At 65.6% G+C, this 19,184-nt stretch carries 16 protein-coding genes; 9 read left to right on the forward strand and 7 right to left on the reverse strand.

Features of this window, described 5'->3' with window-relative positions; genetic code table 11:
* Positions 1-15: 15 nt before the first annotated feature.
* The 5 genes from PD284_RS21160 (at position 16) to PD284_RS21180 (ending at position 4,939) form a co-directional block, all read left to right on the forward strand.
* On the forward strand, positions 16-267 hold the full coding sequence (locus tag PD284_RS21160; protein ID WP_274630098.1) for a type II toxin-antitoxin system Phd/YefM family antitoxin: 252 nt from the start codon (positions 16-18) through the stop codon (positions 265-267).
* A complete protein-coding gene (locus tag PD284_RS21165) occupies positions 188-685 on the forward strand; it encodes a type II toxin-antitoxin system VapC family toxin (protein WP_274630099.1) in 498 nt (165 codons plus the stop codon). The genes PD284_RS21160 and PD284_RS21165 overlap by 80 nt, the downstream gene beginning before the upstream one ends.
* Before the next feature lie 142 nt (positions 686-827).
* Positions 828-2,321, forward strand: a complete 1,494-nt coding sequence (locus PD284_RS21170) for an NAD-dependent succinate-semialdehyde dehydrogenase (protein WP_274630100.1) — start codon at positions 828-830, stop codon at positions 2,319-2,321.
* Positions 2,322-2,370: 49 nt separating this feature from the next.
* Entirely contained in the window at positions 2,371-3,756 is a 1,386-nt protein-coding gene (locus PD284_RS21175; RefSeq protein ID WP_274630101.1) for an aspartate aminotransferase family protein, read from the forward strand.
* Between the two features lie 79 nt (positions 3,757-3,835).
* A complete protein-coding gene (locus tag PD284_RS21180; RefSeq protein WP_274630102.1) occupies positions 3,836-4,939 on the forward strand; it encodes an alcohol dehydrogenase family protein in 1,104 nt (367 codons plus the stop codon).
* Positions 4,940-5,071: 132 nt separating this feature from the next.
* Here PD284_RS21180 and PD284_RS21185 read toward each other — a convergent pair whose 3' ends face one another.
* Both PD284_RS21185 and galE read right to left on the reverse strand, forming a co-directional pair.
* Positions 5,072-6,607, reverse strand: a complete 1,536-nt coding sequence (locus PD284_RS21185) for a UxaA family hydrolase (protein ID WP_274630103.1) — start codon at positions 6,605-6,607, stop codon at positions 5,072-5,074.
* Between the two features lie 155 nt (positions 6,608-6,762).
* Positions 6,763-7,758 carry a UDP-glucose 4-epimerase GalE gene (galE, locus tag PD284_RS21190; RefSeq protein WP_274630104.1) on the reverse strand — a complete coding sequence of 332 codons (996 nt, stop codon included), beginning with the start codon at positions 7,756-7,758 and terminating at the stop codon, positions 6,763-6,765.
* A 236-nt stretch (positions 7,759-7,994) separates the two neighbouring features.
* Here galE and hemA point away from each other — a divergent pair, with 236 nt between their 5' ends.
* Complete coding sequence (gene hemA / locus PD284_RS21195; protein ID WP_274630105.1) at positions 7,995-9,272, forward strand: 5-aminolevulinate synthase; 1,278 nt, start codon at positions 7,995-7,997, stop codon at positions 9,270-9,272.
* A gap of 132 nt (positions 9,273-9,404) precedes the next feature.
* Here hemA and PD284_RS21200 read toward each other — a convergent pair whose 3' ends face one another.
* Positions 9,405-10,571 (reverse strand): pyridoxal phosphate-dependent aminotransferase, encoded by a 1,167-nt coding sequence (locus PD284_RS21200; protein WP_274630106.1) that lies wholly within the window; start codon positions 10,569-10,571, stop codon positions 9,405-9,407.
* Positions 10,572-10,694: 123 nt separating this feature from the next.
* Positions 10,695-11,114: a large conductance mechanosensitive channel protein MscL gene (gene mscL / locus PD284_RS21205; RefSeq protein WP_274630107.1), complete on the reverse strand. Its 420-nt coding sequence runs from the start codon at positions 11,112-11,114 to the stop codon at positions 10,695-10,697.
* 183 nt (positions 11,115-11,297) lie between these two features.
* On the opposite strand from mscL, the gene PD284_RS21210 reads away from it, so the two are divergent.
* Entirely contained in the window at positions 11,298-14,792 is a 3,495-nt protein-coding gene (locus PD284_RS21210; RefSeq protein ID WP_274630108.1) for a PAS domain-containing hybrid sensor histidine kinase/response regulator, read from the forward strand.
* 101 nt (positions 14,793-14,893) lie between these two features.
* On the opposite strand, the gene PD284_RS21215 is transcribed toward PD284_RS21210, so the two are convergent.
* Both PD284_RS21215 and PD284_RS21220 read right to left on the reverse strand, forming a co-directional pair.
* A complete protein-coding gene (locus PD284_RS21215; protein WP_274630109.1) occupies positions 14,894-15,553 on the reverse strand; it encodes a response regulator transcription factor in 660 nt (219 codons plus the stop codon).
* A gap of 127 nt (positions 15,554-15,680) precedes the next feature.
* On the reverse strand, positions 15,681-16,100 hold the full coding sequence (locus PD284_RS21220; RefSeq protein WP_274630110.1) for a hypothetical protein: 420 nt from the start codon (positions 16,098-16,100) through the stop codon (positions 15,681-15,683).
* A 96-nt stretch (positions 16,101-16,196) separates the two neighbouring features.
* Between PD284_RS21220 and PD284_RS21225 the strand changes: the two genes are divergently transcribed.
* Together PD284_RS21225 and PD284_RS21230 are read left to right on the forward strand one after the other, a co-directional pair.
* Positions 16,197-16,544 carry a DUF952 domain-containing protein gene (locus PD284_RS21225; protein ID WP_274630111.1) on the forward strand — a complete coding sequence of 116 codons (348 nt, stop codon included), beginning with the start codon at positions 16,197-16,199 and terminating at the stop codon, positions 16,542-16,544.
* Positions 16,541-17,623 (forward strand): quinone-dependent dihydroorotate dehydrogenase, encoded by a 1,083-nt coding sequence (locus PD284_RS21230; RefSeq protein ID WP_274630112.1) that lies wholly within the window; start codon positions 16,541-16,543, stop codon positions 17,621-17,623. Before PD284_RS21225 ends, PD284_RS21230 begins: the two co-directional genes overlap by 4 nt.
* On the opposite strand, the gene PD284_RS21235 is transcribed toward PD284_RS21230, so the two are convergent.
* Complete coding sequence (locus PD284_RS21235; protein WP_274630723.1) at positions 17,613-18,929, reverse strand: MATE family efflux transporter; 1,317 nt, start codon at positions 18,927-18,929, stop codon at positions 17,613-17,615. The genes PD284_RS21230 and PD284_RS21235 overlap by 11 nt on opposite strands.
* Positions 18,930-19,184 lie beyond the last annotated feature (255 nt).

Genomic DNA, 19,184 nt, shown 5'->3' on the forward strand with positions numbered 1-19,184 from the left:
TCCGGGAGCGTTGCGATGGATCGGATCAATCTCGACGACACGCAAGAAAGCCTTGCCGACGTGATCGCGCGGGTGGAGGGTGGCGAGACCGTGATCGTCACGCGCGGGGATGCGGTTGTCGCCCGCATCGAGCCCGTGGCGCGCGAATTCAAGCTGAAAAAGCCGATCGACTTCGAGCGGTTGAAGCGTGTCGCCGACTCTCTGCCGTACCAGGAACAGTCGGCTGGAGAGTTCATGCGCCGTCTGCGCGACGACGCGCGCTATTGAACTACTATATAGATACATCGGTTCTCGTCTCCGTCCTCACCGAGGAGAGCCAACGGCGCGTGCGGAGAAATGGCTGGCCGAGCATGGCGGCGACACGAAGCTGATAAGCTGGTGGGTAGAGGTGGAATGGAGCTCCGCCATCTCGATGAAGGTCGACAACGCGACGCTGGACCAGGACGGCCGCATCCTCGTTGATTCCGCGTTCCACCAGCTTGTTGGCGCGTCCTTCATTTCCATCCCCGTCGAGCACAGCCACTTCACCGCAGCGAGCGATCTGGCCAGCCGATCGAACGGCCTCCGCGCCGGGGACGCACTCCATCTCGCCATAGCCGCCTCGCAGGACGCCACCCTCTGCACGCTCGATGTCGGCATGGCGCGCGCTGCCGAAGGCCTCGGTCTGTGCGTATCCGCAATCTGACACGACGCAAGCAGTTGGAGACATTCCCCAAAATCCAGGCCCGCGTGTAGAGAAAATCTCTACGACGGGTCGCCAGAATGGTCCGACTCTCGGCGGGGCGCGGCTACGCTTGCGGGAGACGCCACCGGAGCGCAGTCGTCCCATGTCCGCCCATTTCGCCCATCCCGTCCGCCATGCCGCCCTCGATCGACTCGCCGACAGGCGCCTGCTGCGCGAGCTCGCCTATGTGGACGGCCGGTGGACCGCCGGCGCTTCCGCGCAGAGTTTTGAGGTCACCGACCCCGCCAGTGGCGGCACGGTCGGCTGGGTCGCCGCGCTCGACGCCGGCCAGACGACCGCCGCGATCGATGCGGCGGCGGGCGCCCTGCCGCAATGGCGCGGCCTGCTTCCCCAGGAGCGGGCGGCGGCGCTGCGCAGGTGGTTCGAGCTGATCCTCGCATCGAGGCAGGACCTCGCGCTGATCATGACGCTCGAGCAGGGCAAGCCGATCAAGGAAGCGCTCGGCGAGATCGACTATGCGGCATCCTTCGTCGAATGGTACGCGGAGGAGGCGAAGCGGGTGAATGCGGAGAGCGTCACCAGCCATCTGCCCGGCGCGGAGATGCTCGTCAGGCGCGAGCCCCTCGGCGTCGTCGGCCTCGTCACCCCCTGGAATTTTCCGTCCGCGATGCTGACGCGCAAGGCCGCCGCGGCGCTCGCCGTGGGATGCACCGTCGTCGCCCATCCATCGTCGGAGACGCCGCTGTCGGCGCTGGCGCTGGCCGAGCTCGGCGAGCGGGCAGGCCTGCCGGCCGGCGTATTCAACGTGGTGACGGGCGACGCCGGGACCATCGTCGGACGCATGTGCGAGGACAGCCGCATCCGCGCCATGAGCTTCACCGGCTCCACCGAGATCGGCCGCCTGATCGCCTCGCAATGTGCGCCGACGATGAAGCGGCTGGTCATGGAACTCGGCGGGCACGCACCGCTGATCGTCTTCGACGATGCCGATCTGGAGCGCGCCGTCTCGATCGCCGTCGATGCGAAGTTCGCCACGTCCGGCCAGGACTGCCTGGCCGCCAACCGCATCTATGTGCAGCGCGCCGTCTACGACCGCTTCTGCGTCGCCTATGCCGAGCGGATCGCAGCATTGAAGGTCAGGCCCGGGCTCGACGACGAAGCGGAGATCGGCCCGCTGATGCATGCGCGCGCGGTGGCGAAGGTGGAGGAGCATGTGGCGGACGCGCTCGCCAAAGGCGCGCGCTGCCTTGCCGGCGGGGCGCGCCACAGCGCCGGGTCTCTGTTCTTCGAGCCCACGCTGCTCGTCGACGTGGCGGACGATGCCGCCATCATGAAGGAGGAGACGTTCGGGCCCGTTGCGGCAGTCGCCTCATTCGAGACGGAGGAAGAAGTCGTCGTCCGCGCCAATGCCACCGAATACGGGCTGGTCGCCTATGTCGTGACGGAAAGCGGAGCCAGACAGCTGCGCATGGCGCGTGCGCTCGACTACGGTATGGTCGCGATCAACCGCGTGAAGATCACCGGCGCGCCAATCCCGTTTGGCGGAGTCAAACAATCGGGCCTCGGCCGCGAAGGCTCGCGGCACGGGGCGGAAGCCTTCACCGAGCTGAAATACGTGTGCCTCGACGCGGGCTGAGATGCCACCTTCGGACAACGAAAACCACCGGAAATACAAGGATACAAGCATGCTCGACCGCTCGAACGAACGCACCGCCTGGGACCGCGACCACTTTTTCCACCCCTCGACCCACATGGGCATGCATGCGCGCGGCGAGAGCCCGACGCGGGTCATCGCGGGTGGTGAGGGTGTCTACATCACGGACGTGAACGGGCGGCAGAGCCTGGACGCCTTCGCCGGCCTCTATTGCGTGAACGTCGGCTACGGCCGCCAGAAGATCGCCGATGCGATCGCCGCGCAGGCGAAGGATCTTGCCTACTACCACGCCTATGTCGGACACGGCACGGACGCGTCGATCACGCTCGCCAAGATGATCATCGACCGCGCGCCGGCCGGCATGTCGAAGGTCTATTTCGGCCTCTCCGGTTCGGACGCCAACGAGACCAACATCAAGCTCATCTGGTACTACAACAACGTGCTCGGCCGCCCGGAGAAGAAGAAGATCATCTCGCGCTGGCGCGGCTATCACGGGTCCGGCGTGATGACCGGCTCGCTGACCGGCCTGCATCTCTTCCACAATGCCTTCGACCTGCCGCGCGCGCCCATCCTGCACACGGAAGCGCCCTATTATTTCCGGCGCGAGGACCGCTCGCTCTCCGAGGAACAGTTTTCGCAATTCTGCGCAGAAAAGCTGGAGGAGATGATCCTGGCCGAAGGGCCGGACACCGTCGCGGCGTTCATCGGCGAGCCGATCCTCGGCACCGGCGGCATCGTACCCCCGCCGGCCGGCTACTGGGAGAAGATCCAGGCCGTGCTGAAGAAGTACGACGTGCTGCTGGTCGCCGACGAGGTGGTCACCGGCTTCGGCCGGCTGGGCTCCATGTTCGGCTCGGACCACTATGGCATCCGGCCGGACCTGATCACCATCGCCAAGGGCCTGACGTCGGCCTACGCGCCGCTCTCCGGCGTCATCGTCTCCGACAGGATGTGGCAGGTGCTGGTGAAGGGATCGGACGAACTCGGCGCGATCGGCCACGGCTGGACTTATTCGGCGCACCCGCTCTGCGCGGCGGCCGGCGTCGCCAACCTCGAGCTGATCGACGAGATGGGTCTCGTCGAGAACGCAGGCGTGACGGGCGCATACTTCCGCCAGCAACTCGCCGGGGCGCTCAGCTCTCATCCTAATGTGGGCGAGGTTCGCGGCGACGGGCTGCTGGCCGCCGTCGAGTTCGTCGAGGACAAGGACGATCGCAAATTCTTCGATCCGGCCCAAAAATTCGGTCCGCAGGTCGCAGCCGCGCTGCTCGAGCGCGGCGTCATCGGCCGCGCCATGCCGCAGGGCGATATCCTTGGCTTCGCACCGCCGCTGTGCCTGACGAAGGAAGAGGCCGACGTGGTCGTCGCTGCGACCGCTGACGCCGTGAACGCGGTTTTCGGATCGGATCGGTCGTAGGTATTTGGCAGCCGCCTCCCCGCCTCCATTGCCCGGCAGAGGGGCGGCGCCGTCGAAAGGAAAGGCTGAGACCGGACAGATGTCGGAAAATCGCTCCCTCCCGTCCACCATGGCGGCCGTGCTCCTGACCGGACACGGCGGCATCGACAAGCTCGTCTATCGCACCGACGTCCCGCTGCCGAAGCCGGCTTCGGGCGAGGTGCTGATCCGCGTCACCGCCTGCGGCATGAACAACACCGACGTCTGGGTGCGCCAAGGCGCATACGGCACCGAGTCCGATCCGGACGCCGTGTCCACCTGGCGCAGGCAGGGCAACACGCTGACGTTCCCGCGCATTCAGGGAACAGACAGCGTGGGCCGCATCGTCGCCGTGGGCGAAGGCGTTCCGTCGTTGCGCATCGGCGAGCGGGTGATGGTCGATTTCTCGATGTACAACCGGGACGACGATTCACTGGCCGACATCGACTACATGGGCCATGGCCGCGACGGCGGGTATGCCGAGTACCAGACGCTGCCGGCCGCGAACGCGCATGTCGTGGACACGGACCTGACCGACGTCGAGCTGGCCACCTTCTGTTGCGCCTATCTGACGGGGGAACAGATGCTGGAGCGGGCCGGTCTCAAGGCCGGCGAACGCTTGCTGGTGACAGGAGCTTCCGGTGGCGTCGGCTCCGGCATCATCCAGCTGGCGCGGGCGCGCGGGGCCATTCCCTATGCGATCGTCGGCGAAGGCAAGGAGAAGGACGTCCTCGACATCGGCGCCGAGGCGGTTATCACGCGCGGCGCAGGCGGGCTGTTTGCCGCAGTCGAGAAGGCCACGGGCGGGAAGCCCGTCGACGTGGTCGCCGACCTGGTGGGCGGTCCCATGTTCAACGAGCTGCTTACCATCCTGCGCCCGGAAGGACGCTACACGACGGCGGGCGCCATCGCCGGTCCTGTCGTCCAGCTCGACCTGAGGACCATGTACCTGAAGCAGCTCCAGCTTCACGGCTCCAGCCAGGGCACGCGCGGCGACTTCCGCCGCATCGTTCGCTACATCGAGCAAAAGAAGATCCGCCCGCTGGTCGGCGGCGTCTACAGGCTCTCCGACTTCCACCGCGCCCAGACGGATTTCATGGCGAAGAAGTTCGTCGGCAAGCTGGTGGTGGTGCCGGACGCGGCGGCGGATCTGACCGCGGCTTAGAGCACCGTGGTCGCCAGGTCCCTGACGGCAGCGCGCCGCCTGAGTGCGAGCATCCTGTTCCCGTCAGCGGAAACAAGGCGACGGCAGGGGCGTCAGGGCGGAGGTGACCCGTCCGCCCCGCAAAAACCGTCCCTACATCGTCGCGCCGATCTGCCAGGGCACGAACTCGTTGTCGCCGTAGCCCAGTTCCTCCGACTTCGACTTCTTGCCCGACGCCACGGCGAGGATCTCCCGAAAAATCTCCTCGCCCTTCTCCTGCAGCGTCACGCCGTCGAGGATGTCGCCGCAGTTGATGTCCATATCGTCGATCATGCGTTCGTACATCGGCGTGTTGGTGGCGAGCTTGATCGACGGCGTCGGCTTGCAGCCATAGGCCGAGCCGCGGCCGGTGGTGAAGGCAAGGATGTTGGCTCCGCCCGCGACCTGGCCGGTCGCAGCGACCGGATCGTAGCCGGGCGTGTCCATGAACACGAAACCCTTCTCCGTCACCGGGTCGGCATAATGGTAGACGGCGTTGAGCGTCGTCGAGCCGCCCTTCGCGGCCGCGCCCAGCGACTTCTCCAGAATGGTCGTCAGCCCGCCCAGCTTGTTGCCCGGAGACGGGTTGTTGTTCATCTCCATGTTGTTGCGCTTGGTGTAGTCTTCCCACCAGTGGATGATGTCGACCAGTTTTTCGCCGACCTCCTTGCTCCGTGCGCGGCGGGTGAGCAGGTGCTCCGCGCCATAGATCTCGGGCGTCTCCGAAAGGATCGCTGTGCCGCCGTGGCGCACCAGGATGTCCGCCGCGACGCCCAGCGCCGGGTTGGCCGTGATGCCCGAGTAACCGTCGGAACCGCCGCACTGCAGCGCCAGCACCAGCTCCGAAGCCGGCACGGTCTCGCGCTTCGCCTTGTTGACGGTCGGCAGCATCGCCTTGACCGCCTCGACGCCGGCCTCGACGGTCTTCTTCGTGCCGCCCACCTCCTGGATGGTCATGGTACGGAACGTCTCGCTTTCCTGGACGCCGTAGGCTTCCTTGAAGCGCGGGATCTGAAAGCCCTCGCAGCCGAGGCCGACCATGACGACGCCGCCCATGTTCGGGTTGGTCGCATAGCCCCAGGTCGTCTTCTTCAGCGTGTCGAAGATGACGCCGCGATAGTCGATGACGCAGCCATTGGCCTGCTTCAGCGCAACGATCCCGTCGATGTTGGGATAGTCGTCGAGGATGCCGGAGCGCTCGATCTCCCTCGCGATGAACCCCGCGACGGTGGTCGAGCAGTTCACGCTGGTGAGGATGCCGATATAGTTGCGCGTGCCGACCTTGCCGTTGGCGCGCCGAAAACCCTGGAACGTCGCCTGCTGGTCCACCGGCAGGACGTCCTCCGGCCGCGCCGCCTCGGCGAATCGGTAGTCGCGCGAGAAATCGTGCATGTAGACGTTGTGCTCGTGCACCCAGTCGCCCTTGGCGATCGGCTCCTTGGCGAAGCCGATGATCTGCCCGAACTTGACGATCGGTGCGTCCTTGTCGATTGCCTGCACCGCCATTTTGTGCCCGAAAGGGATGCGCTGCAGCGCGACCACGCCTTCGGACGTGCTGGCGCCCTTCTCGATGCGCTCTCCGGCAACGACGATGTTGTCCTCGGGGCTGAGGCGGAGGCTGCGCGCGGAAGCTTGGATAATCGTGTCCATTTGGGTCCTCGGGGGCGTGCGTCCGGACGGGTCGTCCGCGTTCGCCGGATCAGGGAAAGAGTTCGCCCGCCTGCCGACGGATCGACGCTCCCGGTGTTCTTAGCACGACCACTGCGGTTCGGGGTAGATGGTAGCGCAACCCAGCGCCGCCGATCTCAGCCCGCGCTGGAGTTCTTTCGCGCCAGAACGCGTTCCCATTCGAGTGCGCTGGTGACGATGCCATCAAGGTCGTCGTGCTGAGGCGTCCAGGCGAGTTCGCGGCGGGCGAGATTGGAATCCGCAATCACGGAGGCGGCGTCGCCCGGCCGGCGCGGGGCCATCGTCACCGCCAGGTCCGATCCGTGAACCCGCCGTACCGACTCGATGACGTCCAGCACCGAATAGCCGTGGCTGTAGCCGCAATTGGCGACCAGGCTCCCGCCCCCTTCCCGCAGGCGCTGCAGGGCCAGGCGATGGGCGGCGACGAGATCGCTGACATGAATGTAGTCGCGTACGCAGGTGCCGTCCGGAGTCGGGTAGTCCGTCCCGTAGACTTGCATGGCCTTGCGCTTGCCGGTGGCGGTCTCGCAGGCCACCTTGATCAGGTGCGTTGCGCCAGCGGTCGACTGGCCTGTGCGGCCCCGGGGATCGGCGCCGGCGACGTTGAAGTAGCGCAGCGCCGTGTAAGTGAGCGGATGCGCGGCGGCGGCGTCCGCCAGCATCCACTCGCACATCAGTTTCGAGCGGCCATAGGGCGATTCGGGCGCCAGCCGCGCATCCTCCACGATCGGCTCCAGCCCGGCCGATCCGTAGACGGCAGCAGTCGAGGAGAAGATGAAGTGCGGCACGCCGCCCCTCACCGCCTGCTCCAGCAGGGTGCGCGTCCCGGCCGTGTTGTTGCCGTAGTAGCCGAGCGGGTCCGCCACCGATTCCGGAACAACGATAGAGCCGGCGAAGTGGACGATCGCATCGACGGAGTGCTCTCGAAGGATCTTCGCAACCAGCGCGGCGTCCGCGATGTCCCCCACATAGAGCCTGGCTTCTGGCGCAACCGCCCAGTCGAAACCGCTCGACAGCCGGTCGAGCACCACGACCTCCTCGCCGCCGCCGAGCAGTTCCCAGACCATGTGGCTGCCGATGTAGCCTGCTCCCCCCGTCACCAGAACCGCCATCAAAAACTCCCCACGATGATCTCACCGCCATAGCGGCAAATCTCTAACTTTCCTTGCTTTGTGCCAATTGTTGGGGCGCGCGCATGTGAGAATTTGCAAATCCGTTGCGGATTGACTGAAATCAAAGCTGCCGCGGCGTCGTTATGGTCGAAAGGGCGTGGCATTTTGCCCAAAAGGCGAGAATGGACGCATCCACAGCGCGTCACTATGATCCGGACACCCAACGAGCAGGCATCATGAACTATCAGCGTTTCTTCGAGGAAGCCGTCGATCAGGTCCACGCGGAGCGACGCTATCGCGTCTTCGCCGATCTCGAGCGCATCGTGGGGTCCTTCCCGAGAGCCATTTGGCGCAACAACGGCCAGACCAAGGAGATCACCGTCTGGTGCTCCAACGACTATCTCGGCATGGGCCAGCATCCGGACGTGATCGCCGCCATGCAGAACGCGGTCGGCCGCATGGGCTCGGGCGCCGGCGGCACGCGCAACATCTCCGGCAACAACCATCCGCTGGTCGAGCTGGAAAACGAGCTCGCCGACCTGCACGGCAAGGAAGCCGGACTCGTCTTCACTTCCGGCTTCGTCTCGAACGAAGCATCCATCTCCACCATCGGCCGTCTGCTGCCGAACTGCCTCATCCTCTCCGACGAGCTGAACCACGCCTCGATGATCGAGGGCGTGCGCCGCTCCGGCGCCGAGAAGAAGATTTTCCGCCACAATGACGTCGCCCACCTCGAAAGCCTGCTGCAGGCGGCGGGCCGCGAGCGCGCCAAGCTGATCGTGTTCGAGAGCGTCTATTCGATGGACGGCGACATCGCGCCGATCAAGGAGATCGTCGAGCTCGCCGAACGGTACAACGCCATGACCTATATCGACGAAGTGCATGCCGTCGGCATGTACGGCGCACGGGGTGGCGGCATTTCCGAGCGCGACGGCCTCGCCCACCGCATCGACATCATCGAAGGCACGCTGGCCAAGGCGTTCGGCACCCTGGGCGGCTATATCACCGGCACCCGCACGATCATCGACGCCGTGCGCTCCTACGCGCCGGGCTTCATCTTCACGACCGCCCTGCCGCCGGCCATCGCCGCGGCCACAACTGCCTCGATCCGACACCTCAAGGCTTCGCAGGTCGAGCGCGACGCGCAGCATCGGCAGGCGCAGCGCGCCAAGGACGTGCTGTCGGCCGCCGGCTTCCCGGTGATGCCGTCGGTCACCCACATCGTGCCGATTCTCGTGGGCGACCCTGAGCTCTGCAAGATGGCGACCGACCGGCTGCTCGGCAAACACGGCATCTACATCCAGCCGATCAATTACCCGACGGTGCCGCGCGGTACCGAACGCCTGCGCATCACACCGACACCGTTCCACTCGGATGCACTGATCGAGGAATTGAAGGATGCCCTGATCGAAACGTGGGACGCGCTGGGCATTCCCTACGGCGAAGCTGGCCAGCCGTCGCTCGCCAAAAGTGACCGCATCATCCCGCTGCTGGTTCCGAAGTCCGGCGGCTGAGCAGTCGATTCGGCCGAGGCAAGTCCCTCTTCACCGCAGCTCTGCGTGGCAGTTCACGAACGCTGCCCTCCCGGGCGCTGTGGACCAGCGACTTGAGCCATGTCCACGAGCGGCACGCGCCGACTGACGAGATCAGCGGCTGCCCAGCCGGTCGGCCACCCGCGTCGCGGCTTCCTCGACCTGATCCAGCCGGCGGTGGAAGCAGAGCCGCAGGAACCCCTCCCCGCCCGCGCCGAAGGCCGTTCCAGGCGCCAGCCCGACATTCGCCTTGTCAACGATCTCGATCGCGGCATCCATCGAGTTCTCCAGGCCGTCGACGGCGAAGAACAGGTAGAAAGCGCCCAGCGGCACAGCGAACCGCGCCCGTCCGGTCGCGCCGATGATGCCGCACACGAGATCGCGGGCGCGGTGCGCACGCTCGACCTGGGAGGCGACGAAGGCGTCACCTTCGTCGAGCGCGGCGATGGCGCCGCGCTGCATGAACTGCGCCACCCCGGACGTCGAATACTGGATGAGGTTTTCCAGCGTCTGTTGGAGCGACGGGTGCACGCGCAGCCAACCCACCCGCCAGCCGGTCATCGCCCAGTTCTTCGAGAAGGTGTTGACGAAGAGGATGCGATCCTCGGGCGCCATGATGTCGAGGAAGGACGGCGCCCGCCCGCCATCGTAGTGGAAGAGTGAATAGATCTCGTCGGCGATGATCCAGAGCCCTTTCCGGCGCGCCAGATCCAGCACCGCCTTCAGCGTGGCAAGATCTGCGGTCCAGCCGGTCGGGTTGCACGGGCTGTTGAGGAAGATCGCACGCGTCTTCGGAGTGATGGATGCTTCCAGCAGATCAAGGTCGAGGGACCAGCCATTGCCCGAAAGATGCAGCGCCACCGGGATCGGATTGGCTCCGGCCACGATCGCCGCGCCGGCAAAGTTCGGCCAGGCGGGAGAGAGATAGACGAGGTCGTCGCCGCCGCCTGCGACGAGCTGGATCGCCAGCTGGATCGCGTGCATGCCGGAACTGGTGACGATGAACTCCTCGGCCGGGAACGCCCTGCCGAAATGGCGCTGATAGTAGCGAGCAAGCGCCTCGCGCAGGTCGGGGATCCCGCGCTGCCAGGTGTAGAAGGTCTCGCCGTCGCGCAGCCCCTTGGCCGCTGCCTCGGAAATGAAGTCAGGCGTGGGCAGGTCGCCCTCGCCGGCCCAGAGCGGGATGAGGCCGGGGCGGTCGCGGCCGTAATTCACGACCGAGACGATGCCGCTGGCGGGCGCTCTGGCCGCAGCCGGCTGTATGTGGGTCATGAAGGTCATGGCGAGGTCCGGCTTCGTCGGAAGCCATGCCCATAACGCCTTTGCGGCGCAAGCGCGAGGCCGCCCACGCGACGGCCATCGGATTCCCCGGATTGGCGCAATCCGGGGAAGCTTGGGAAGTGGCTACTTCTTCGCGAGGATGTCGCGGATTTCGGTCAGAAGGGCGACGTCGGCAGGCGGCGCCGCCGGGGCGGCCGTCTTCTCCTTCTCGAGCTTGCGGCGCATCGTATTCACGCCCTTCACCATGAGGAAGATGATCCAGGCCAGGATCAGGAAGTTGATGACCACGGTCAGGAAGTTGCCATAGGCGAACACGGCGCCCTGCTTCTTGGCTTCTTCCAGCGAGAGCGCGGTGACGTTGGACGACAGCGGCAGGAAGTAGTTCGAGAAGTCGAAGCCGCCGAAAACCGCGCCGACGATCGGCATGATGATGTCGCCGACGAGCGAGTTGACGATCAGCCCGAAGGCGCCGCCGATGATGACGCCGACCGCAAGGTCCATCACGTTCCCCTTGGAGATGAACTCCTGGAATTCCTTGAGCACTTGTGCCTCCTGTGCTTTCCCCGACGCTGCAACCGCGTCTTGAATCGACGCTCGCTATGCACCCTATCAAATGGCAAGTCGCGGTGAACCCGTATTTTCTGGCGCGGTATCCACGACTATCGACAGCGCTCGCAAGCTGTGATTGCCTCGCCTGGGAATTCCGCGGGAGGAAAGGGCAAAGGCTTGCAGGCGTTGTTCGTCGGCGTTCTCGCCGTCGCCTATGTCACGCTGTTGTTCTGGATCGCCAGCATCGGCGACCGGCGGTCGGTAGCGCGCGCGTCAAGCCTGCCGCGGCCGAACATCTACGCGCTCAGCCTCGGCATCTACTGCACCTCGTGGACCTTCTTCGGATCCGTGGGCCTCGCCTCCGAACGCAACTTCGAGTTCCTGGCCATCTATATCGGACCGATTCTGGTCTTCACGTTCGGTTTCCCGTTGCTCAGACGTCTCGTACGGCTCGCAAAGGCCGAGAAGATCACGTCGATCGCCGACTTCCTGGGCGCGCGCTACGGCAAGAGTTTCGGCGTCGCGTCAATCGCGACGCTGATCGCGACGGTCGGCGCCGTGCCCTACATCGCCCTGCAGCTCAAGGCGATTTCCGGCTCGATGAGCCTGATCGTCGAGCATCACACCGGCGCACCGTTCTCCTTCGATCCGTTCGTGAGCGACATCTCGCTGGTGGTCGCCATGCTGCTCGCGGTCTTCGCGGTCCTGTTCGGCACCCGGCACGCCGACGCGACCGAGCATCAGGACGGGCTGGTGCTGGCGGTTGCGGTCGAATCCGTCGTCAAGCTGGCGGCTTTCCTGGCGATCGGGCTGTTCGTGTTCTTCATTCTGTTCGGCAGCCCGGGAGCGCTGGTCGAATCGATCGAGAACCATCCGCAGGTGGAACAGGCGCTTTCCTACCGCACCTCGCTCGGAACCTGGCTGGTGATGACCGTCCTCAGCAGCTTCGCCATCATCATGCTGCCGCGGCAGTTTTATGTGATGATCGTCGAGAACCGCACGGAGAAGGAACTGCGGCACGCCACCTGGGTGTTCCCGCTCTATCTCGTCGCCATCAATCTCTTCGTGCTGCCGATTGCCCTGGTCGGTCTGTCGACCGTCGGCGCCAAGACGAGCAGCGATCTCTACGTGCTCGCGATCCCCCTGCTGGCCGGACAGGACGCGCTGGCGCTCCTGGCCTTCATCGGGGGGTTGTCGGCGGCAACCGCCATGGTGATCGTGGAAAGCGTGGCGCTGGCCATCATGATCTCCAACGACCTCGTCATCCCGCTGTTCGTGCGCCGCCTCCTCAAGTCCGAGGCCAGCGAGAACGAGGACTGGTCGTCGCTGATCCTCAACGTGCGGCGCGCATCGATCTTCGTGATCCTGTTCGTCGCCTTCCTCTACTATCGCGAAAGCACCGACAACGCCCGGTTGGCCTCGATCGGCCTGATGTCGTTCGCGGCGATCGCGCAGTTTGCGCCGGCGTTCTTCGGCGGCCTCATCTGGCGCGGGGCCAACGCGCGCGGCGCGGTTCTCGGCATGGCCGCCGGTATCGTCGTCTGGGCCTACACGCTGCTCTTTCCGTCGCTCGTCCCGCCCAACCTTTCGATCATCGTGGACGGACCGTTCGGCATCGAAGCGTTGCGGCCGCAGGCGCTATTCGGCACCGTCGCCGAACCGCTGAATCACGGCGTGCTCTGGAGCCTCTCGATCAACACGCTCTTCTTCGTGCTGGGGTCGCTATCGCGCGCGGCGGTGGCGCTGGAGCGAATCCAGGCGGCGATCTTCGTGCCGCGCGATTCCAGCCCGATGCCCATGCTGCGCCGTTTCCGCACGGCGGTGACCATCGACGAGCTCAAGGACACGATCTCACGCTATCTCGGCGTCGAGCGGACGGAGCGTTCCTTCCAGACCTTCGAGGCGAACCACGGGGGCAGGCTGCACGGCAGCGACCAGGCCAGCATGAGCGTCATTCGCTTTTCGGAGCAATTGCTGGCCAGCGCCGTTGGTTCGTCCTCGGCGCGGCTCATCCTCTCGCTCCTGTTCCAGCGCCATGACAGCAGCGCCAAGGACACGTTCCGCCTGCTCGACGACGCGACCGAGGCGCTGCAGTACAATCGCGACCTCCTGCAGATCGCCCTCGACCAGATGGCGCAGGGCATCACCGTCTTCGACAAGGATTTTCGCCTGACGTGCTGGAACCGACAGTACCGCCAGCTCTTCGACCTGCCCGACGAAATGGGGCAGATCGGCGTTTCGCTGGACCAGGTGCTGCGCTTCCTCGCCAGACGCGGCGACATCTCCAACGAGCAGGCGGTGGGCGCGCTGAATCGCCTGACCGCCTTCGGCAATCCGTGGCAGCTCGAGTTGAAGACCAGCGGCCGCACCGTCGAGCTGAGGTCGAACCCCATGCCGGATGGCGGCATGGTCGCCACCTACACGGACATCTCCGCACGCGTCGCCGCCGACCGTGCGCTGAAGCAGGCCAACGAGTCGCTGGAGCTGCGCGTCCAGAACCGGACCGCGGAGCTGACCCGCGTCAACGAGGAGCTGGCGCAGGCGCAGATGCTCGCAGAGGAAGCCAATCTCGGCAAGACGCGCTTCCTGGCGGCGGCCGGGCACGACATCCTGCAGCCGCTCAACGCGGCGCGGCTCTATGCCTCTTCGCTCATGGAGAAAGCCGGCAGGGGTCCGATCAAGGAGGCGGCCGGCAGTATCGAATCCTCGCTCGAATCCGTGGAAACGATCCTCGGCGCGGTGCTCGACATCTCACGCCTCGACGCCGGGGCGATGAAGCCCCAGGAGAGCGTCTTCCGGCTTGACGAGCTGCTGCGACAGATCGGGACCGATTTCATGCCGTTGGCGGCGAAGAAGGGTCTGCAGCTGCGTATCCTGCCGTCGTCGCTGGCCGTTGAAACGGACCGCAACCTGCTGCGGCGCCTGGTACAGAACCTCGTCTCCAACGCCATCAAGTACACACGATCGGGCAAGATCGTCGTCGGCGTGAGGCGACGCGGCGAACTGGCGGAAATCCAGGTGCTGGACACCGGCATCGGCATCGCGCCGGAGAAGCTGAACACCGTGTTCCACGAATTCCGCCGGCTGGATGACGGCATTCGCGAGGCGGAAGGGCTCGGTCTCGGCCTGTCGATCGTCGACAGGATTGCACGCGTGCTCAGGCTGGAGCTTCGGCTCCATTCGGAAAAAGGCAAGGGAACGCAGGCGTCGGTGCTCATCCCGGTCACGCAGGCGGCGGCGCCGACGGCCGTGGCCGCCAAGAAGCGGCCGGCGCCGATCACCGTCGCGCTGAACGGGCTGCTCGTCTACGCCATCGACAACGACCCACGCATCCTCGACGGGATGCGCCTGCTGCTCGAAGGATGGGGCTGCCGCGTCGAGATTTTCCGTGGAGCGGCGGCGTTCCCTGCCGTCGGCGAAGATGTCGAACCGCCGGACCTGATCCTCGCAGACTATCACCTCGACGCCGAGACAGGCCTCGATGCGGTCGCTGCGTTGCGGGAAATTTTTGGTCCTGCCCTGCCCGCAGTGCTCATCACCGCCGACCGCTCCCAGGAGGTGCGGGACGCCGCGGAAGCGATGGACATGCCGGTGATCAACAAGCCGGTGAAACCAGCCGTGCTGAGGACGATGATGATGCGGGCGCGGCGCATGGCGCAGGCAGCCGAATAGACGCGCTTCCGCACGATGCTTTGCCCGGTCCGGGCGATGGCCCGACAAATGCCGGCCGCAAGGGGCCACCCTTCCGGCACTTCCTTGAACCGTTGAAGCGCCTAACCCGCCGCCTGGATGGACTCGGCGCCGATCTTGGAGAGCTGGATCACCGCCTGCGTGCGGCTGTCGACGCCGAGCTTCTGGAGGATGGCGGAGACGTGGGCCTTGATGGTCGCCTCCGAGACGTTCAGCTCAAAGGCGATCTGCTTGTTGAGCAAGCCTTCAGCCAGCATGCCCAGCACCTTCGTCTGCTGAGGCGTAAGCGACTGCAGACGGCGTATGAGGTCGGAGATTTCTGCGTCCTGCTCGACGCCCAGATCCACTCCGCTGGGCGCGGCAATGCCGCCCGCCAGCACCGTTTCGACGGCTTCGCGGATGTCTTCCATGCTGGCCGACTTGGAGATGAAGCCGGACGCGCCGAGCTCCAGCGCGCGGCGGATGGTTTCGGGATCGTCATGGGCCGAAACGACGATCAGGGGCATCCCGACATGAACGCCGCGCAGCGATATCAGGCCTGACAGGCCGCTCGCGCCCGGCATTGAAAGATCGAGCAGGACGAGATCGACGTCGTCGTTCTCGGCCATGATCTTTTTCGCCGCGTCGAAATCTCCGGCTTCCAGGATCGTACCCGGACCGGCCACCCCGCCGATCGCCTGCTTGAGAGCCCCGCGAAAAAGGGGATGATCGTCCGCGATGACGAACTTGTAGCCGTGCGGCACGAATTCCTCCCGCTCCCGCCGGTCTCGTTCGTCGGCGTAGAGTCGGCGCGATTATGCGACGATAGAAACAGTTTTCAAGGCGAATTGACGTTGGAACGCCCGGACTTCAGTGAGAAGAGCCTGCGCGTCAGGTTTTCTGGGGCGAAACCGGCGGCGTTTCGTCCTTCTCAAAATCCTTCACGATGTCCATGAAGCCGCGGAAGAAGCGCTCCATGTAGCCCATCGTCTTGTCGAACTCCTCCTCGGTCGGCAGGCCCGACGCCGGCGGCGCCTTCTCAAGCGCGGCGACGCGGTCCTCGAGCGCACGCAAGGAAGCGTTCAGGCGGTCGATCTCGTCCTCGAAGGCGGAGCGCTCATCGGCAGCGGTGCGGCAGACGAGGTGACCGCCATTGCGCTCCTCGCAGATCGACATCTCGCCGGTCCGGGTGTCCATCCGCACATAGCCGTCCTCGGTTTTCTCCAGCCGGTAGCGCTCAGCCTCCTGTGCATCGGCGCTCAGCACGAAAGCTGGGGCGATGGCGGCGAGCGCGAATGCGAGGGTGCGCATGAGAAACTCCTGGGTTGGCGTGCACAGTGCCACAGCTTTGTGCCGGAAATGGGATGCGCCCTTCCGAAGCGGCCTGTTTGCGACTATAGCGCCGGAATGCACTCTACCATCTACAAGATTTGTCCGGAACCGCTCTGGCGGACAGCAGAAGCGAGCGGGACCTTCAACGGGTCCGCGATCGATCTCACCGACGGATTCATTCACTTCTCGACGGCTGAACAGGCGCGGAAGACAGCGGCCAAGCATTTTGCGGGGCAGACCGACCTGCTCCTCGTCGCCGTGGATGCGGTCGCGCTCGGGCCTGCCTTGAAGTACGAGGCCTCGCGAGGCGGCGCACTGTTCCCGCATCTCTATGCGCCGCTCGACCTCGCCGCCGTGAAGTGGGTGAAGGCTCTGCCGCTCGGCGGGCACGGCAGCCACATCTTCCCGGAGTTCGACGCGTGAGCCTGTTCGAGCGGCTCGGCCGCCAGGCGCTCTTCACACTGGATCCCGAGACAGCACACGGGCTTTCGATCGCCGCGCTCAGATGCGGCGTCCCGATCGTGCCGAAGCCGCCCGCAGACCGGCGGCTCGCGGTCAATGTCGCCGGCATCGACTTTCCCAACCCGCTCGGCATGGCGGCGGGCTACGACAAGAACGCCGAAGCTCCTGACGGTCTGCTTGGCCTGGGGTTCGGTTTTGCCGAGGTGGGTACGGTGACCCCCCTGCCCCAGCCTGGCAACCCGAAGCCGCGCATCTTCCGCCTGCCGGAAGACAATGCGGTCATTAACCGGCTGGGCTTCAACAACGAGGGCCACGACGCCTGCGAGGCGCGGCTTCAGGCACGCAAAGGACGTCCCGGCATCGTCGGCGTTAATATCGGGGCCAACAAGGACAGCGCCGACCGTATCGCCGACTATGTGCTCGGCGTCGAGCGCTTCGCGCGATACGCATCCTATCTGACGGTCAATATCTCTTCCCCCAACACGCCCGGCCTGCGCACCATGCAGGCAAGGGAGGCGCTTGCGGAGTTGCTGTCGCGCGTGGCGGCGGCGCGTGAGACGGCCACCAAACGCGTGCCCGTGTTCCTCAAGATCGCTCCCGACCTGGTTGACGCGGAACTGGAGGACATCGCAGCGGAGGTCGCGGAAAAACGCATCGAAGGCGTCATCGTTTCCAACACGACGCTTGCCCGCACGGGCCTGCGCAACACATCGGCAGCAACGGAAGCAGGGGGCCTGTCGGGCCGGCCGCTGTTCGAGCGCTCGACGATCGTGCTCGCCAGGATGCGGCGACTGCTGGGGCCGGACTTCGCCATCATCGGCGTGGGCGGCGTCGACTCGGCCGAGACGGCGCTGGAGAAGATCCGCGCAGGTGCCGATCTCGTTCAGATCTACACCGGGCTGATCTACGGCGGTCCAGGACTGCCGGGAAGGATCCTGGCCGGGATGCGGCGTGAGCTGGACAGGAGCGGCGCGGCCAGCATCAGCGACCTGCGCGACAGCCGGCTGCAGCATTGGGCGGACAAGCCACTCAGCGCCTGAAGGTTTCGCGGGCGCGCCGCGGCAGCACCGAAAGCAGGCTGAAGCCGCGCACCAGAAGGAAGACGTGCAGCGACGCCCAGAGGCCATGGTTGCCGAACCAGTGCGTCAGGGCGAGCAGCGAGGCGACGAAGGCGAGCAGCGACAGCAGCATCATGTTGCGCATGTCCCTTGACCAGGTCGCGCCGATGAAGACCCCGTCCATCTGAAAGGCGAGCACGCCGCTGAGTGCGGTGAAGGCCGCCCAGGGGATGAATGCCTGCGCGGCGATCCGCACGTCCTCGGCGGTCGTGATGACGTCGATCACGGACTGGCCGAAGACGAGGAACACGGCCGTGGCCACGAAGGACAGCGCAAAGCCCCAAACCGCGGTGAGCTTCAGCGCTGCCCGGAAAGCCGGCGCGTAGCGTGCGCCGACCGCGCGACCGGCAAGCTGCTCGGCCGCCGTCGCAAAGCCGTCGAGGAAATAACCGCCGACCAGGAAGAAGTTCATGAGAACGGCGTTCGCGGCAAGCGTCACCGTGCCGAACTGCGCGCCCTGCCGGGTGAACAGCGCAAAAGCCGCGAGCAGCGAAAAGGAACGGATCATGATGTCGCCGTTCAGCGCCAGCATGCGCCTGAAGGCGGCGGTATCGAATAGCTGCGAACGGGGCAGCCGCGGCTGGGAGCGGAAGCGCCTCAGGACGATCGCCATGCCGACGACCACGGCGATCAACTCGCCGCCGACCGTTCCCCACGCCACGCCCGCTACACCCCAACCCGCCCACAGGCCGAGCGCGATCGAAAGCGCGACGTTGACGCCATTCAGCAGGAACTGCAGGCCGAGCCCCAGCGCGGCCTCGCCGCGGCCCAGCACGTAGCCGAGAATGGCGTAGTTGAGCAGCGAGAACGGCGCAGCCAGGAGGCGGATGCGAACGTAGAGATCCATGGCCGCGCTGACCTCGGCGTCGGCTCCCATGAACCAGCGACCGAAAAGCGACAGCAGCGGCGCCGCCAGCGCAAGGACGACACCGGCGGCGACCGCGATGGCGCAGGCTCGCCAGAACACTGCCTGCTCCTCCATCCGGTCATCGCGTCCGTACGCCTGGGCGACCAGTCCCGTCGTGCCCGACCTCAGGAAGTTGAAGGTCGTGAACACCAGGTCGAAGACGATGGCTCCGGCCGCCAGCCCGCCAAGCAGTGCGGCATTGCCGAACTGCCCGACCACCGCCGTGTCCACCAACCCAAGCAAGGGCGTCGTCAGATATGCTAGCGTCATCGGGATCGCGATCGACAACACGACGCGGTTGGTGACTTCAAAGGGCTTCATTGCGGTGCGACCGTCCACGGCGATTCCTCCGATAGCCGCCGTGTGCCGGTTCGGCCGCCGACGCACAAGCGCCATCACCGCAATTCTTGGGACCAGCGGCGACAAGGCGTCGCGACGTCGCCGCAGCAGTGCTGCTGCCGATCCCGCCGGCAATGCAATCGCTCCTGCATTCCCGATCTCCCTCCTTCTGGATTATTTGATTCAACTTTCCATCTACTCTCGCGCTGCTCTTCCAATAGATATTTCATCTGATAT

This window comes from Mesorhizobium shangrilense, from assembly GCF_028826155.1.
GTDB classification, from domain to species: Bacteria; Pseudomonadota; Alphaproteobacteria; order Rhizobiales; family Rhizobiaceae; genus Arvimicrobium; species Arvimicrobium flavum.